The organism is Microbacterium sp. IEGM 1404 (assembly GCF_030056775.1).
In the GTDB taxonomy this organism is placed as follows: Bacteria; Actinomycetota; Actinomycetes; order Actinomycetales; family Microbacteriaceae; genus Microbacterium.
On sequence record NZ_JASHKP010000002.1, the window covers coordinates 197,007 to 212,671 of the forward strand.

At 69.4% G+C, this 15,665-nt stretch carries 10 protein-coding genes; 3 read left to right on the forward strand and 7 right to left on the reverse strand.

Annotated features, from left to right (window positions below; translation table 11 throughout):
* Positions 1 to 36: 36 nt before the first annotated feature.
* The 3 genes from QM517_RS06670 to QM517_RS06680 all read right to left on the reverse strand — a co-directional run bounded on the left by QM517_RS06670 (position 37) and on the right by QM517_RS06680 (position 4,096).
* Positions 37 to 1,968: a helicase HerA-like domain-containing protein gene (locus QM517_RS06670; RefSeq protein ID WP_283286096.1), complete on the reverse strand. Its 1,932-nt coding sequence runs from the start codon at positions 1,966 to 1,968 to the stop codon at positions 37 to 39.
* 9 nt (positions 1,969 to 1,977) lie between these two features.
* Positions 1,978 to 2,682, reverse strand: a complete 705-nt coding sequence (locus tag QM517_RS06675) for a phosphatase PAP2 family protein (RefSeq protein WP_077052285.1) — start codon at positions 2,680 to 2,682, stop codon at positions 1,978 to 1,980.
* A 76-nt stretch (positions 2,683 to 2,758) separates the two neighbouring features.
* Positions 2,759 to 4,096, reverse strand: a complete 1,338-nt coding sequence (locus tag QM517_RS06680) for a multidrug effflux MFS transporter (protein ID WP_283286098.1) — start codon at positions 4,094 to 4,096, stop codon at positions 2,759 to 2,761.
* Positions 4,097 to 4,331: 235 nt separating this feature from the next.
* Here QM517_RS06680 and QM517_RS06685 point away from each other — a divergent pair, with 235 nt between their 5' ends.
* Both QM517_RS06685 and QM517_RS06690 read left to right on the forward strand, forming a co-directional pair.
* Positions 4,332 to 5,039 carry a DUF3105 domain-containing protein gene (locus tag QM517_RS06685; protein WP_077052286.1) on the forward strand — a complete coding sequence of 236 codons (708 nt, stop codon included), beginning with the start codon at positions 4,332 to 4,334 and terminating at the stop codon, positions 5,037 to 5,039.
* A 1-nt stretch (position 5,040) separates the two neighbouring features.
* Complete coding sequence (locus tag QM517_RS06690) at positions 5,041 to 5,712, forward strand: DUF305 domain-containing protein (RefSeq protein WP_077052287.1); 672 nt, start codon at positions 5,041 to 5,043, stop codon at positions 5,710 to 5,712.
* A 67-nt stretch (positions 5,713 to 5,779) separates the two neighbouring features.
* Here QM517_RS06690 and QM517_RS06695 read toward each other — a convergent pair whose 3' ends face one another.
* The 3 genes from QM517_RS06695 to QM517_RS06705 form a co-directional block, all read right to left on the reverse strand.
* The gene (locus QM517_RS06695; protein ID WP_077052288.1) at positions 5,780 to 6,757 is read right to left on the reverse strand and encodes a carbohydrate ABC transporter permease; all 978 of its coding nucleotides are present in this window, start codon (positions 6,755 to 6,757) and stop codon (positions 5,780 to 5,782) included.
* Positions 6,754 to 8,109 (reverse strand): carbohydrate ABC transporter permease, encoded by a 1,356-nt coding sequence (locus QM517_RS06700; protein ID WP_283286100.1) that lies wholly within the window; start codon positions 8,107 to 8,109, stop codon positions 6,754 to 6,756. The genes QM517_RS06695 and QM517_RS06700 overlap by 4 nt, the downstream gene beginning before the upstream one ends.
* A gap of 124 nt (positions 8,110 to 8,233) precedes the next feature.
* Positions 8,234 to 9,565 carry an ABC transporter substrate-binding protein gene (locus QM517_RS06705; protein ID WP_283286101.1) on the reverse strand — a complete coding sequence of 444 codons (1,332 nt, stop codon included), beginning with the start codon at positions 9,563 to 9,565 and terminating at the stop codon, positions 8,234 to 8,236.
* Between the two features lie 236 nt (positions 9,566 to 9,801).
* Here QM517_RS06705 and QM517_RS06710 point away from each other — a divergent pair, with 236 nt between their 5' ends.
* Positions 9,802 to 10,809, forward strand: coding sequence for a LacI family DNA-binding transcriptional regulator (locus QM517_RS06710; RefSeq protein WP_283286103.1), 1,008 nt, complete (start codon positions 9,802 to 9,804; stop codon positions 10,807 to 10,809).
* 53 nt (positions 10,810 to 10,862) lie between these two features.
* Here the strand turns inward: QM517_RS06710 and QM517_RS06715 are convergent, their stop codons facing one another.
* The gene (locus tag QM517_RS06715; protein ID WP_283286105.1) at positions 10,863 to 15,443 is read right to left on the reverse strand and encodes an ExeM/NucH family extracellular endonuclease; all 4,581 of its coding nucleotides are present in this window, start codon (positions 15,441 to 15,443) and stop codon (positions 10,863 to 10,865) included.
* Between the last annotated feature and the right edge of the window lie 222 nt (positions 15,444 to 15,665).

Genomic DNA, 15,665 nt, shown 5'->3' on the forward strand with positions numbered 1-15,665 from the left:
GCCCGAAGCGACAGATCCTGGCGACTCGCGCTCGGCTCAGCGACGGCGACCGGTGCCGAACAGGCCCCGGATCACGCCGTTCAGGATCGTCTTCGTCGACCCCCGGCCGAGCAGGTCGTCGAGCGGCGCGGTCGGAGCGCTGGAGCGCGAACGCGGCGCCGCGGTGCTCTTGAGCAGCCGGTCGTACTCGCGCTGCGCCTTCTTCTGAGCCTCGGCGTGCGCCTTGTCGATCGCCGCCTGCTGCTTCGCGTACTCGGCCTCGGTCGCCGCCGCCTGCTTCGCGCGCTCCGCCGCCTCGCGCGCCTCGGTCGCCGCCTGCATGCGCGCCGCCAGGATCTCGCGGGCCGACTCGCGGTCGATCGGGGTGCCGTACCGGGCGAACAGGGGGGATGCCGAGACGGCGGCGGCGAGATCGGCGGCGGGGATCGGCGACATCGAGGCCCGCGGCGCGAACAGCCGCGTCCAGGCGACCGGGGTCGGGGTGCCGCGTTCGTCCATGACGGTCACGATCGCCTCGCCCGTCCCGAGCTCCTGCAGGACCCGCTCGAGGTCGTACCCCGACGCGGGATACGTCCGCACCGACGCGCGCAACGCCGTCGCATCGTCGGGGGTGAAGGCGCGGAGAGCGTGCTGGACGCGCGACCCGAGTTGCGCGAGCACGTCGCCCGGCACGTCCTTCGGCGTCTGCGTGACGAAGAAGACGCCGACCCCCTTGGAGCGGATGAGACGGACCGTCTGCGTGATCGCCGCGAGGAAGGCCTTGGACGCGTCGCGGAAGAGCAGGTGCGCCTCGTCGAAGAAGAACACGAGCTTGGGCTTGTCGAGGTCGCCGACCTCGGGCAGCACCTCGTACAGCTCCGCGAGCAGGTACATCAGGAACGTCGAGTACAGCTCGCGACGCGAGGCGACGTTCGGCACCTCGAGGAGACTCACGACGCCCTCACCCTCGGCGGTGGTGCGCAGGAACGCCGTCACGTCGAGCTCGGGCTCGCCGAAGAAGGTGTCGGCGCCGGCCGCCGAGAACGCGATCAGTTCGCGGAGGATGACACCCGCGGTCGCGCCGGAGAGCCCGCCGAGGTCCTTCAGCTCGCTCTTGCCCTCGTCGCTGGTGAGGAAGGTCAGCACGGACCGCAGATCCGACAGATCGACGAGCGCGAGCCCCTTCTCGTCGGCGTAGTGGAACACGAGGCCGAGGCTGGACTCCTGCGTCGCGTTCAGACCGAGCACGCGGCTGAGCAGCAACGGACCGAACCCCGACACGGTGGCCCGCACGGGAACGCCCGAGGCCGCGTCGTCGCCGAGGGCGTAGAACTCCGTCGGGTAGGCCCGCGGCTCCCAGTCCTGCCCCAGGGCGCTCGTGCGCGCGAGGAGCTTTTCGCTCGAGACGCCGGGGGCGGCGACCCCGGAGAGATCGCCCTTGATGTCGGCCGCGAACACGGGCACCCCGTTCGCCGACAGCTGCTCGGCCAGCAGCTGCAGCGTCCGCGTCTTGCCGGTTCCCGTGGCCCCCGCCACCAGCCCGTGCCGGTTGGTCATCGCGAGGGGGATCCGGACGGGGACGGATGCCACCGGCCCGCCGTTGACGAGTACACCGAGGTCGAGGGCCCCAGCGGACCCGGCGGACCCGGCGTACCCGGCGGCGATCGTCGCGACCTGCGCGTCGGTCAGCGGCCCGGCGGCGGGCTCGGGCGCCGGCGCGGGAGGCTCAGGCGTCGTCGCGGGTTCGGGAGCGGCGGCGGGAAGCTCAGGCGCCGTCGCGGGCTCGGGAGCGGGAGCGGGCTCGGGAGCAGCGGTGGCCGCGGGCGTGGCGGCGACACGGGCCCGCGCGGCCGCCGCCTCCGCCGCGGCGAGATCGGCGCGAGCGCGCGCCAACCGGAGCTCGGCCTCGGCCGCCTCGGCCTCGGCTCGGAGTCGGGCGACCTCGGGGTCGTCGGCGGGACCGGGAACGGACGGCGCGGTGTCGCTCATGGCGTCAGCCTAGGACGGCGCGGAGGACGCGGCATCCGGAACCCGTCGGTTGCGTCGGAGCGTCGCCCGATCGTCGTCGCGGGCCCGGAGACGGGAGAACACCACCGCGAGCACGAGGGCCGCGCCCGCGCCGACGAGCGCTCCCCCGACCGTGTCGGAGAGCCAGTGGGCGTGCAGGTAGGTGCGGCTGAACGCCATGAGGACGATCCACGCACCGCCCACCACCCGCACCCACAGGGTCGGGAACACGATCGCGGCGACCACCGCGATCGTCGCGGCGTTGGCGGTGTGCCCCGAGGGGAACGAGCCGTAGTCCGCGAGGACGAGGATGTCCTCGGGGCGTGCACGGCCGAACGTGTGCTTGAGCACCTGCACGAGGAGGGCGCTCCCCGCGGACGCGGCCAGGAAGTACACCGCCGTCCACCGGCGCCCGGTGAGGAAGAGCGCGAGCGCTCCCCCCAACGGCACGATGAGGATGGCGGTGATGTAGCCGCCGATCTGGTTCATGACCAGGGCGATCGTGAGCAGCGGCTGAATCGGCGCGGAGGCGAACAGCTGGTTCCACCACACGTCGATCGCGAACGGACTCGGCCCGCGGAAGTACACCCAGGCCCCGAGCCCGCACGCGAGCGCGATCAGCACCAGACCGAGCACGGCGCGGACGCGCTCCGAGCGCACCGTCACGAACGGCGGGGGCGCGGCATCCAGGTCCATCGCCCCATGATGCCGTCCCGCCGGGCCTCCCGGCATCACCGGGACGGGCGGTTCGCCCTCTGCTACTGTTCGGCCCTTACGGAGCGAGCCGCTCGACGGTGCGCGGACGCACCAGGAACCACAGCGCCAGCACCCCGAGGACCGCACAGCCCACCATCACCGATGCCATGGTCGTGGCGGTGATGCCCGATCCGGTCGCGAGCAGGCCCACGACGGGAGAGATGACGCCCGCGATGCCGAAGTTCGCGGCACCGATGATCGACTGCGCGGTGCCCGCGGCCTTGCCGTGGCGGTCGAGGGCGAGCACCTGGGCGCACGGGAACGTGAAGCCGCACGAGGTCATGAACAGGAACAGCGGGATGATCGTGCCCCACAGCCCGAACCCGAGCTGGTCGAAGACGACGATCACGATGCCCCACAGCACGAGCGAGGCGGTCGAGAACGCGAGCACCCACTGGGGGCCGAAGCGCGCGGCGAGGCGCGAGGCGATCTGCACGCCGATGACGAGCCCCACGGAGTTCGCGGCGAACAGCACGCCGTACTGTTGCGCGTCGAAGCCGTAGCTCTGCTGGAAGAGGAACGAGGATGCCGACAGGTAGGAGAAGAGTCCGCTGAAGGTCATCGCCCCGATGACGAGGACACCGACGAACACCCGGTCCCGGAAGACACTCGCGTACCGCTGCCAGACGGTGGTCGCGCCCTTGCCGCCCCGGCGGGCGGCGGGGAGCGTCTCCGGCAAGAAGACGATCGCCGAGACGAGCATGACCGTGCCGTAGGCCGCGAGCACCCAGAAGATGCCCCGCCACGGCATGACCGACAGGAGCAACGACCCCGCGAGCGGCGCGAGCACCGGTGCGACGCCCGAGACCAGGGCGAGGCGCGAGAGCATCACGACCAGCCGGCGACCGCCGAACAGGTCGCGCACGATGGCGGCCGCGACGACGCCGCCCGCTGCGGCACCGGCCCCCATGAGGACGCGCGCGATCGACAGCGTGCCGAGGGTCGGGGCGAGAGCGGCGAACACGCTCGCGGCGACGTGCAGCGCCGTGACCGCGAGCAGCGGGATGCGACGACCGACCTTGTCGCTGAGCGGTCCGACGATGAGCTGGCCGAGCGCGAATCCGATCATCGTGCCCGTGAGGGTCAACTGGATCGCGGCGGCCGAGGTCTGGAAGTCGGCCTCGAGCACCGGGAACGCGGGCAGGTAGAGGTCGATCGTGAAGGGCCCCAGAGCCGTCAGGGCGCCCAGCAGGACGATGTAGAGGACGCGGCGTCGCGCCGAGATGCTGTCGCCGGGGTGCATCACGATCGGCGCTGTCGCCGGGTTGCTTCCGAGCGCACGGATGGCGCCCGTCGCCGAGGGCTCGGTGCGGGCGGTCGGGGGGATCACGGGCTGGGAAGCGGTGTCGAGCACGTCGGTCAGGGGGTCCTTTTCGCAACACGGACAGCCCGGACGATGCCGGGCTGTGAATTCGGGGGATCGTCGAACCTCGAATCGATTCGACATCGTCATACTATCGCGCGGTCCCGGTTCTCCACCATCCCCCCTCGCGGGTTCCTCCCAGGCCGCCACCGCATTCATCCGCATAGGCTGGGCGGAATCGGCCCGCGCCGAGCCTCCCGCCCCAGAGAGAGACAGCACAGACCGCATGAGCCCCTCCCCCGACAAGCGCAAGAGCGGCAACCCCGCCACGCAGGCCGACATCGACCTGACCGTCAAGCAGCAACGCGAGCAGAAGCGACAGGACAAGCTCGCCGAGTACCAGAAGCAGATCGCGCGTCGCAAGCGCAGCAAGCTCGTCTGGTGGGTCGTCGGATCGACCGCCGCCCTCGCGGTGGTCGCGGTCGTCGTGGCATCCTTCGCGCTCGCCCCGGCTCCGGCCCCCAGCTACCAGGCGGGCAACACGACCGGTCGCGAGATCGAGGGCGTCGAGACCTTCCAGAACCGCTCCGACCACGTGCAGGGTGCGGTCACGTATGAGCAGACGCCCCCCGCCGGCGGCCCGCACAACCCCTACTGGCTGAACTGCGGCGTGTACACCGAGCCTCAGCAGAACGAGAACGCGGTGCACTCGCTCGAGCACGGGGCCATCTGGATCACCTACGACCCGGAGCGGGTCGACGCCGACGGAATCGCCGCGCTCGAGGCCGTCATGCCCTCCAGCTACGCGATCCTCTCGCCCTACCCGGGCATGGACACCCCCGTCGCCGTGAGCGCGTGGAACCACCAGCTCAAGGTCGACGACCCCGCCGACCCCCGCATCGCCGAGTTCTTCACCGAGTACTGGCGCAGCCAGAACGCCCCCGAGCCCAACGCCGCCTGCTCGGGCGCGATCGACGGCCCCGGCAGGGCGTGACGTGACCGACGACGACACCGCGGCCCGGCCGGCCGCGCGGCGCATCGTCGTCGCGGTGGCCGTGGTCGCGCTGCTGGCCGTCGCCTTCGCGATCGGACGCTTCACCGCGTTCGGCGCGACCGCCGCCCCCGCCACCCCGTCGACCACCTCCGCCGACGCCGGCTTCGCCCGCGACATGCAGGTCCACCACACGCAGGCGGTGCTCATGGCGATGGAGATCTACCGCAAGACCTCCGACGACGAGCTGCGCACCCTCTCGTACGACATCGCCACCACCCAGGCGGGTCAGCGCGGAGAGATGTTCGGGTGGCTCGTGCAGTGGGGCCTGCCGCAGGCGTCGTCCCAGCCGCTCATGCAGTGGATGGCTCCGTCCAGCGCGCACAGCCACGGTGACACCTCCGCGCTGTCCGAGGACGACCTCCTCTCCCAGATGGGGATGGCGACGGATGCCGAGCTCGACCAGCTCCGCTCGCTCGAGGGTCAGCCGGCCGACTGCCTCTTCCTCGGCCTCATGATCCGCCACCACGAGGGCGCGATCCCCATGGCCGAGGCCGTGGTCGAGCTCGGCAGCGACCCCCGGGTGAAGGACGTGGCCCAGACGATCATCACGGGCCAGTCGGCCGAGATCGACGCGATGCGCGACATCCAGACCCGCCTGTCCTGCACCGGCTGAGCACGAACGCCGAGGGGCGTGGCATCCGATCGACGGATGCCACGCCCCTTCGGCGTTCGTGCGGGACTCAGCCCTTCGTCGCGCCGGCGAGGAGACCCCGGACGAAGAAGCGCTGCAGCAGGAAGAACACGATCAACGGAACGAGGATCGAGATGAACGTTCCAGCCGACTGCAGGAACCACTGGTCGCCCCACGTCCCCGACAGAGAGTTCAACGACTGCGTGAGCGGCAGAGACGACGACGGCGCGAAGATCGTGGCCACGAGCAGGTCGTTCCACACCCAGATGAACTCCAGCACCGCGAAGGACGCGAGGGCCGGGGCCGCGAGCGGCAGGATCAGGCGGAAGAACACCTGACCGTGCCCGGCACCGTCCACGCGCGCCGCCTCGATGACCTCGTGCGGGATCTCCGCGATGAAGTTGTGCAGCAGGAAGATCGCCAGCGGCATCGCGAAGATGACGTGGGCGATCCACACCGTCGCGAAGCTGTGCTCCACGCCACGCAGCTCGAGCCCGGGGAAGATCGTCACATCGTTGATCGTGAGACCGCGCGAGAACAGGCTCAGCAGCGGCACGAGGGCCATCTGCAGCGGCACGATCTGGAGCGCGAAGATGAAGATGAAGAAGAAGTTGCGCCCCTTGAAGTCGATCCACGCGAACGCGTACGCGATGAGCGAGGCGATCGCCAGCGCGAAGAGTACGACCGGGATCGTGATGGCCAGCGAGTTCACGAACGAGGCGGCCAGCGTCAGCGCCGTGCCCCCCGACGTCAGAGCGAGACGGTAGTTCTCGAGCGTGAACGACGGATCGGTGAAGATGGTCCACCACCCGGTCGACTGCGTGTCGGAGCCGGGACGGAACGACGTGACGAGCAGACCGAACGTCGGGATGGTCCAGAAGAACGCGATCGCGACGGCGGCGATCGTGGCCCCCTTGGAGGTGAGACGCTTGCGCGCCATCGCCTCGTGCTTGCGCGTGTCGCGGGCGACCTGACGCGCCGAACGCTTGTCGTCGGTGGGCTCGAGCACCACGGTGGAGGTGGTCATCGCACTTCCCTCTGCTTCCGGATCTGGCGCACGTTGAAGATGATCAGCGGCAGGACGAACAGGAACAGCACCACGGCCAGCGCTGCGGAGTGCCCGTAGCTCTGGAACCGCTGCTGCTGGTTGACCATCTCGAAGGCGAGGACGGTGGAGTCGTTGCGCCCACCGGTCATGACCGCGACGATGTCGTAGATCTTCAGGGCGCCGATGGCGATGGTGGTGAGCACGACGATGAGCGACGAGCGGATGCCGGGGACGGTCACGTTGATGAATCGCTCCCAGGCGTTGGCGCCGTCGAGTTCGGCGGCCTCCATCTGCTCCGGCGGTACCGCCTTGATCGCCGCCGACAGGATGACCATCGCCAGGCCCGTCTGGCTCCAGATGAACACGACCACCAGGAGCAGCGTGTTGATCAGCGGGGTCGCCGAGAGCCACGAGACCGGGTCGCCTCCGAACGCCGTCACGATGGCGTTCAGGATGCCGATCTGGTCGCCCTGACGGAAGTCGTAGACGAACTTCCAGATGATGCCGGCGCCGACGAACGAGATGGCGAACGGCATGAAGATGAGGACCTTGAGGAACCGCTCCCCCGCGGCGCGGTCGATGAAGACGGCGTAGGCGAGTCCGATCGCGGTGGCGAAGGTGGGGGCCAGGAGCACCCAGATCAGGGTGTTGATGACCGACCAGAAGCCCTCGGGGTTGGTGAAGGTCCAGACGTAGTTGTCGAACCCGACGAAGTTCTGCCCGGTCTTGTCCAGGAACGACTGCACCAGCGTCGACAGGGCCGGGTACACCAGACCCATCAGCAGGAGGATCGCGGCGGGAGCGGCGAACAGGATGAGCTGGAACAGGTAGCCGGCGCCCTGACGCGACCGGTAGTCGGCGTAGAACAGGATGCCGCCGAGGATCACCGCGATCGCGAGGACGTAGATCACCGCGTTCTGGTACGGGCGCAGCAGCATGAAGGCGAGCACGGGGATCGCGAAGCACGCGATCAGGCGGATCCAGAAGTAGCGCTTGCCCGAGCGCGGCGCGTACTCGATGAGCAGCAGCAGCAGCCCCACGACGGCGCCGAAGACGAGGAGCACCAGCGGGATCTGCACGAGCGGGTTCATCTCGCCGAGCGTCTTGAAGAAGCTGTTCAGCGAGAACCCGATGGTGGTGGGTTTGGTCTCGGACGGTGCCCGCGTGACCATGAACAGGAACAGCGCCACCACCGCGATGAGCGCGATGACCACGACCGTGACGGTGGTCCGATGCCTTCGTGCGAGGTTGCGGGATGCCGTCTCGGCATCCGGCGCCTCGTGTCGGGGAGATGCCGCCGGGGGCTTCTCCGCCTGCCTGATCTGAGTCATGACTTCCCTCCCGAACACGCCGTCGTGCTCATCGATGGACGGGCCGCGCAGCGGCACCGTGTGGGCTTACGGTACCGGTGGGCCGCCCGCCGAAGCGGACGGCCCACCGATCTTGCGGTCGGGGTCAGTTGTTGTAACCGGCCTGGATGTCGCTGAGCACGGTGTCGGTCGGCGTTCCGTCGATCCAGCTGACCATGCCCTTCCAGAACGACCCGGCGCCGACGGTGGCCGGCATGAGGTCGGACGCGTCGAAGCGGAGCGTCGTGTCGGGGTTCTGCACGACCTTCATGGCCTCCTGCAGGAACTCGCTGGACGCGAGCGACGGGTCGGCACCCTTGTTGGCCGAGATGACGCCGCCGAGCTTCACGCGGGCGTCGGCGAACTCGGGGCTCGACATGAACTCCGCGACCTTCTGCACGTTCGCGTCGTCGGGGAACGTCGCGACGAATTCGCCGCCACCTTCGACCGACTGCTCGCCTTCCTTCACACCCGGGAGCAGGAACGCGTAGACGTCGCCGTCGGGAGCGACCTTGACCTCGCCGCCGGAGGCGTTCTTGACCGTGAGGAAGTTCGACGACAGGAACGAGGCCTGGTGGGTCATCGGGCAGCTGCCGTCGGCGACCTTGGCCGCGACGTCGGCGAAGGCGACCGAGTTGATGCTCTTGACGTCACCGAATCCCGCGTTGACGTACGAGGGGTTGAGGAGGATCTCACCCACGGCGTCGAAGGCCTGCTTGATCTGCGGGTCGGTGAACTTGACCTCGTTCGCGACCCACTTGTCGTAGACGTCGGGGCCGGACTGACGGAGGACGAGGTCCTCGATCCAGTCGGTGCCGGGCCAGCCCGACGCGTCACCGGAGGCGAAACCGGCGCACCACGGGGCGGCGCCCGTCTTCTCCTGGATGGTCTTGGTCAGGGCGAGCAGCTCGTCGTAGGTCTTGGGGATCGAGACGCCCCACTCCGTGAACTTCGCCGGCGAGTACCAGACGTAGCCCTTGACGTTGGCGAGCATCGGAGCGGCGTAGAAGTCGCCGTCCACGGTGCCGTAGGACTTCCAGTCCGCGCCCCAGTACTGGTCGACGTTGGCCGAGACCGTGTCGCTGGCCTTCTTGACGTCGCCCGTGCCGACGAGGGTCTGCAGGAGACCCGGCTGCGGGACGATCGCGATGTCGGGGGCGTCGCCACCGGTGACCTTGGTCACGATGTTGCCCTCGAAGCTTTTGTCGCCGGTGTACTCGACCTTGATGCCCGTGTCCTTCGTGAACTGGTCGAAGGACTGGTTCAGCAGGTCGGCTTCGCTACCGGTGATGCCGCCGGAGATGCGAACGGTCGTCGTGCCCTCCGAGCCACTGCCGGATCCGCCCGAGTCGCCCTCGGCACAGCCCGCGAGCGCGATCGCACCGACCGCCAGCAGTCCGACGGGAGCCAGCAGGCGATACCGCTGTGACATGCCCATGTGATTTCTCCTCTTTGAGTTCTGTGCTGCATCGGATCCCGTCGGGAACCGATTCCAGATCACGGTAGGGGACAACGACGCGTTCCGCAACAAACTTTGGTCACGACTCAATAACTGGCGGAATATCGCGGCATTTCACCCCGGAGACACAGAGGAACCGGTTCCAGATTCGTCAGTTGTCGGATACTCTTCATGACGTCGACACGGACGTCGAAGATCCTCGAGGAAGACGGCTCATGAGCGGAATCGCCGATGTGGCACGCCTGGCTGGCGTGTCCAAGTCGACGGCGAGTCGCGCGCTGACGGGCGGCGGCTACGTCTCGGACGACACCCGCCGGCGCGTCACCGACGCGGCGGCGACTCTCGGCTACGTCCCCTCCACGAGCGCCGTCAGCCTCGCGACGGGCCGCACGCGTACGGTCGCCCTGATCGTCCCCAAGGTCAACCGCTGGTACTTCGGCGCGATCATCGAGGGCGTCGAACGCTCGCTGATCTCGCAGGGCTACGACGTCACGCTGTACGTCGCAGAACCCGGCTCGCGCGACCGCGAGAGCCTGTACTCGAAGTACCTCGCCCGGAAGCGGTTCGACGGGATCATCGCCGTCGCCCTCGAACCCGGTGACAGCGACCTGGAGCGGCTTCTCGCCATCGACAAGCCGACCGTCTGCATCGGGAATCCCCTCCAGGGCATCCCCACCCTGGGCCTGGACAACATCGGCATCACGCGCATCACGACGCAGCACCTCATCGCGCTGGGACACACCGACATCGCGTTCGTCGGGAGCACCCCGCCCACCGACGCTCCGGCGCGGGACGTCGACGAACGCTCGATCGGCTACCGGAACGCGATGAACGACAGCGGGCTCGCCGTGCGCATCCGCAACGTCCCCTCCACGCTGACGATCACCGACGCCTATGCCGCCGCGGCATCCTTCCTCGCCGACGCCGCTTCCCGCCCCAGCGGCGTCGTCGCGGCGTGCGACGAAGTGGCCATCGGCGTGATCATCGCGGCGCGGCGCATGGGAATCTCGGTGCCGACCGAGCTCAGCGTCGTCGGGATCGACGGGCACGACTACGCCGAGATGTTCGCCCTCACCACCGTCGAGCAGTACCCCGAGGATCAGGGCGTCGAAGCGACGCGCCTCCTCCTGTCCATGCTGGACGGCGAGGCGCCTCCGCCGCGCACGCTCGCCCCGGCGCGCCTCGTGGTGCGCGCCTCGACCGCTCCCCCGCGCAGCGCCTGACGCGAAAAGGGACCCCGGATGCCAGGCATCCGGGGTCCCTTTCTCTTTCCGTGTCAGTCGGTCTGGCGCACCGAACGGCGGCGGACCACCACGCCCAGACCGAGCAGCGCCAGGGCGGCCAGGACGCCGGCGCCCATCCACGCGCCGTCGGTCCCGGTGATCGCGAGCGCGCCGTCGCCGGCCGATGCTCCGGCGCCGCCGCCGACCGCGGTGTCACCCCCGCCGCCGCCGACCGTCGCGGCATCCGCGAGCCGCAGCGGGACGGTCACGAGCGTCCCCGTCGGCTGAGCGGTGAGCTGCAGCTCGATCACGTCGAGCGCGTCGGCGGGCACCGTCGCGGTGACGGTCGCCGCTCCTCCGACGACGGCGACCTCGATCGGGTCCCCCGTGCCGAACGACGCCGCGAGGGACGTGTTCTGCGGTGCACCGAGCGAGGTGAGGTCGAGGTTCGACACGGTGAGGGCGAACTCGTCCCCGGGCATGACCTCGGCGGGAACACCCGAGACCTGCACGCCGCGCGCCGTGAAGTCGGGGGTGAGGCCGGGGTGCGCGCGGAGGTAGTCGATCCACCCGTCGCGGTCGACGAGACCGGAGTCGAGCGTGTTCGCGCCCTCCTGGAAGACCGAGAAGCTGTCTCCGCCCCCGAGCAGGAAGCTGAACGAGCCCACCCGGTACTCCGCCGCCGGGTCGACGGCCACACCGTCGATCCAGATGCCCAGGACGCGGTCCCCCGCGGGGCGGGTGGCGTCATAGGTGTAGCGGACGTTCTCAGAGACGCCGAGAGCGAGGTTCGTCGTACCTCGACCCGAGGCGTCGCCCCACTGCTGCTCGAGCATCACCCGCAACTGCTCGCCCGTGAGGGTCGTGGTCCACAGGTTGTTCACGAACGGCAGCACCGCGTTGGCCTCGGCCAGCGTGATCACCCCGTCGGCGTCGTAGAGCAGTTCGGCCCGCAGCCCGCCCGGGTTGACCACCGCGATGTCCGCGCCGCCCCGTTCGGGATCGGCGAGGGTCTCGCGGAGCGCATCGGCCACCAGCCCGCCGAGCGCGGACTGCTTCGAGCGGTCGTCGCGCTTGCCGCCGGCGTACACGCCGTCGACGTAGCCGCCCTCCTGGAAGGCGGTCGTGATGTCGGCGGTGACCGATCCGACCGGCTCACGACCGACGACGTCCGCCTCGGCGCGAGCTGCCGTGACGATGTCGTTCACCTTCGCCACGCGCGGATAGGTCGCGATGAGTTCCGCGTCCAGCGCGGCCCCGGCGTCCGCGTTCGGCGCCGACAGGCGAGGCACGTTGCGGGCCGTGTAGTCCACCACGTCGCCGCCCTCGTCCACACTCAGAACGATCTGGCCGATGTTGGCGCCGTAGCTGCCGGTCTGCAGGATCGGGCGGGTGCCGTCGCCGCCGGGGATCGGCGCATCCCACACGTACTCGGCGTGCGTGTGGCCGGTGAAGATGGCATCCACCGCCGGGTCGGTGTCGTTCACGATCTCCGCGAACGCGCCGCCCTGGGCGACGGCCTGCTCGAGCGTGGCGGCCGAGCCGCTGAGCTCGGTGCCCTCGTGGTACTGGGCCACGATGACATCGACCTGATCGTCGATCTCGCCCACGACGCGGTTGACCTCCGTCACGGGATCACGAAACTCGATGCCCTGGATGCCCTCCTTCGACACGAGCGTCGGCGTCTGCTGCGTGACCGCCCCGATCACACCGACGCGCACACCGTCGACCTCGAAGACGGCGTAGCCGGGCAGCAGCGGCTGTCCGTCCTTGAAGACGTTGGCCGCGAGGTAGGGGAAGTCGGCGCGATCCGACACGCGCCCGGTCAGGTCGGCCGCACCCTTGTCGAACTCGTGGTTCCCGGTGCCCGAGGCGGCCAGTTCGAGCGCGTTCAGCACGTCGATCGTGGGCTCGTCCTGGAACAGCGAGGAGGCGAACAGGGAGGCGCCGATGTTGTCGCCGTTGGAGAGGAACAGCGTGTTCTCGTCGCCGTACTCCGCCCGCAGCTGCTCGACCGTGCCCGCGAACTTCACGGTGTTGGCGTCGATCCGTCCGTGGAAGTCGTTGATGCCGAGCAGGTTGATGTCGGTCGTCGACGACAGGTCGAGGCCCACGATCACCGGATCGTGGTCGCTCGAACGGTAGGGCGAGGTCTCGTAGAAGTTCAGCGCGTTGTAGTTGTAGCGGCTGTACTCGAGAGCCAGAGCCTCCACGGCGTTGATGTTCCAGATGTCGGTTCCCGTGACCAGTTCCCGTGCCGACGGCGACGCGAGGACGTGGTCGAGCGAACCGGACTGCCCGTCGTACGAGTACGAGTACTTGCCGGTTCCGGTCTCGAGCGGCTCGAAGCCGAACGAGCGGAGCTTCTCGATCGGGTCCTCCTGCGTGTAGGAGTTGAAGTCGCCGAGCAGGAACACGTCGTCGGTGCCGAGCGCCGCCGACCGCTCCGCCGCGAAGTTCCCGAGGGCCTCCGCCTGGCGGACACGGTCGCCGTTGAAGGCGCCCTGCATCCCGTCATCGGCGTTGTCGCCGGTCGCGTCGTCGCTCGACCCCTTGGACTTGAAGTGGTTCACGATCGCGAGGATCTTGGCATCCGGATCTCCGACCGGAGCGAACGCCTGCGCAAGCGGCTGGCGGGCGTTCGTGAACGCGGGGTCGTCGAGGATGACGCTGTCACCGACCGGCTCCACGACGGCCTTCTTGTAGATGAAGGCCGTGCGGATGACGTCCTCCGACGCCGGGAGCGCGGCCGGCGACGGCACGAACGCCCACTGCTCCGAGCCCGCGGCCTCGTTGAGGGCGCCGACGAGGGTCGCGAGCGCCGCGTCGCGATCCTTGCCGAACTCCGCCGAATTCTCGATCTCCTCGAGAGAGACCACGTCGGCGCCGAGGCCGTTGATCGCCGCGACGATCTTGGCCTGCTGACGCTGGAGGTTCTCGTCGTTCGCGGCACCGCGGGGGCCGTTGTCGGGGCACTTGTCCGCGGTGATCGGGTTGCCCGCGCGGTCTTTGTAGGTCGAGGTGCAGCCGACGCTCTCCGCCGTGGTGGTGAAGTAGTTCAGCACGTTGAAGCTGGAGATCTTGACATTGCCGCCGACCGGCTCGGGAGCGCTCTTCCGCGTGTTCTCGAAGGACGCCGGCTGCACGGTGTCGGCGTTGGCGACCGTGAGCTGCTCGGTGGGCTGGAACGTCCACACGTCGTTGCGGAAGTCGAGGATCACGGGGGTCTCGAACGTCACGGCCGCGCCCACGCGCACGGGGTTCTCGAGCGACACGTACGGCAGCGGGTCGTTCTTGCCCGTGGTGAGGTAGTTCACCGACGCGCCGTCGTCGAGGATTACACCGCGCGCGTCGTTGTCGGCCACGGCGTCGTCGTACTGCGTCGTGCCAGGCCGGGCGACGTCCGTGGGGCTGCGCAGCGGCGTCGTGCCGGACGCCAGACCGAGGACGGCATAGCGGTTGGTGTCGTAGTTGTTCGTGACGGTGAACTCACCCGTCGGCGCGAGGAGCATCCCCTCGAACGACTCGCGGTCCTCTTCCGTCGCCGGCCACGCGATCGCGGCGGGCTGGACCGCCGCGGCCACCTCATCGAGCACGCGCACGCCGTCCGCGGGCGCGGAGATCTCCGTGAGGAACTTGTACTCGGACACGACGCCGGTGACCTCGACGAAGTCACCCTTCTGCACCTTCGCCGTCGCGGCGGACCCGAAGACGAAGACCGCGTCCGACGCGGTGTGCGCGGCGACGTCGATGGCGCCGCCGGTCCCCGGCGTCTGGATGTAGAAGCCGTTGTATCCGCCGGTCGGGTAGGCCGCCGTGACGACGCCGCGGGTCGTCACCGTGGTCCCCGTGAGCGGCGAGGACTCGCCGGTCCCCTGGATGTCGCGGATGGCGACGGCCTCTCCCGGCGTCGGCGCCGGTGTCGTCGGCTCGGTCGTCGGCGTGACGGACGGCTCCGGTTCCGGTTCGGCGCCCGAGGAGTTTCGCGGGGTGACCGTCGTGGCGTTGGTGAAGTCCGCCGAGTTGTCCCCCGTGTCGGTGAAGTCCGTCCGCACGAGAGAGTTGGGGGTCCCGTTGGGACCGTCGACCACGGCCGGCGCCGTCTCGAAGGCCGCGGCGCTCCCGTAGCCGAGGAAGTCCACGACGCGGGGGTCGTCGACGTCGCCCGCCGGGAGGGCGAGCGACTCGGCGACGTTCGCCAGGAAGAGCTGCCCGTTCGTCCCCGAAGGGTTCAGCCCGGTGCTCGTGGCATCCGGGGTCGGCAGGTCGGCGCCGGTGTCCCCGTTCCCGCGGATGGAGACGAGGTAGTACCCGCCGGGGGCGATGGAGCCGCTCAGCGCCTGCGTGTTCGCCGCGGACGGCACGTCGGTGCTCGCCGCCGGGCGGTACTGCAGCGACCACCCGGTGAGGTCCTGCGCGGTGTCGCCGGCGTTGTGGAGCTCGACGAACTTGTCGTTGAAGGGCGCTCCGGCGCTGCCGCCCTTGAGGTAGGCCTCGTTGATCACCACCCGGGGGCCGTCGGCGGCGTACGCCGCAGCGGGAACGAGGGCGGATCCGAGCAGCGCGGCGCCCAGGACGGCACTGAGGGTCGTGGTGAATCGGCGGGCGGACGCGCGGGAGGGTGCGTGATGCATGGGTCTCCAAGTACCGACGCACGCAACGAAAGCGACGCCGGATGGGGGGATCGACGGGGGGTCCCTTAGACCGTAAACGAAGACATATCGATTTCCCAGACTCGGATGTTTCGAATCGGTGAACATCGGTGTCACCCATGCCGGTACGCGGTGTCATCACGCGGGAACGACGAAGGCCCGGATGCCGTGGCATCCGGGCCTTCGTGTACCGCGAAGGTGACC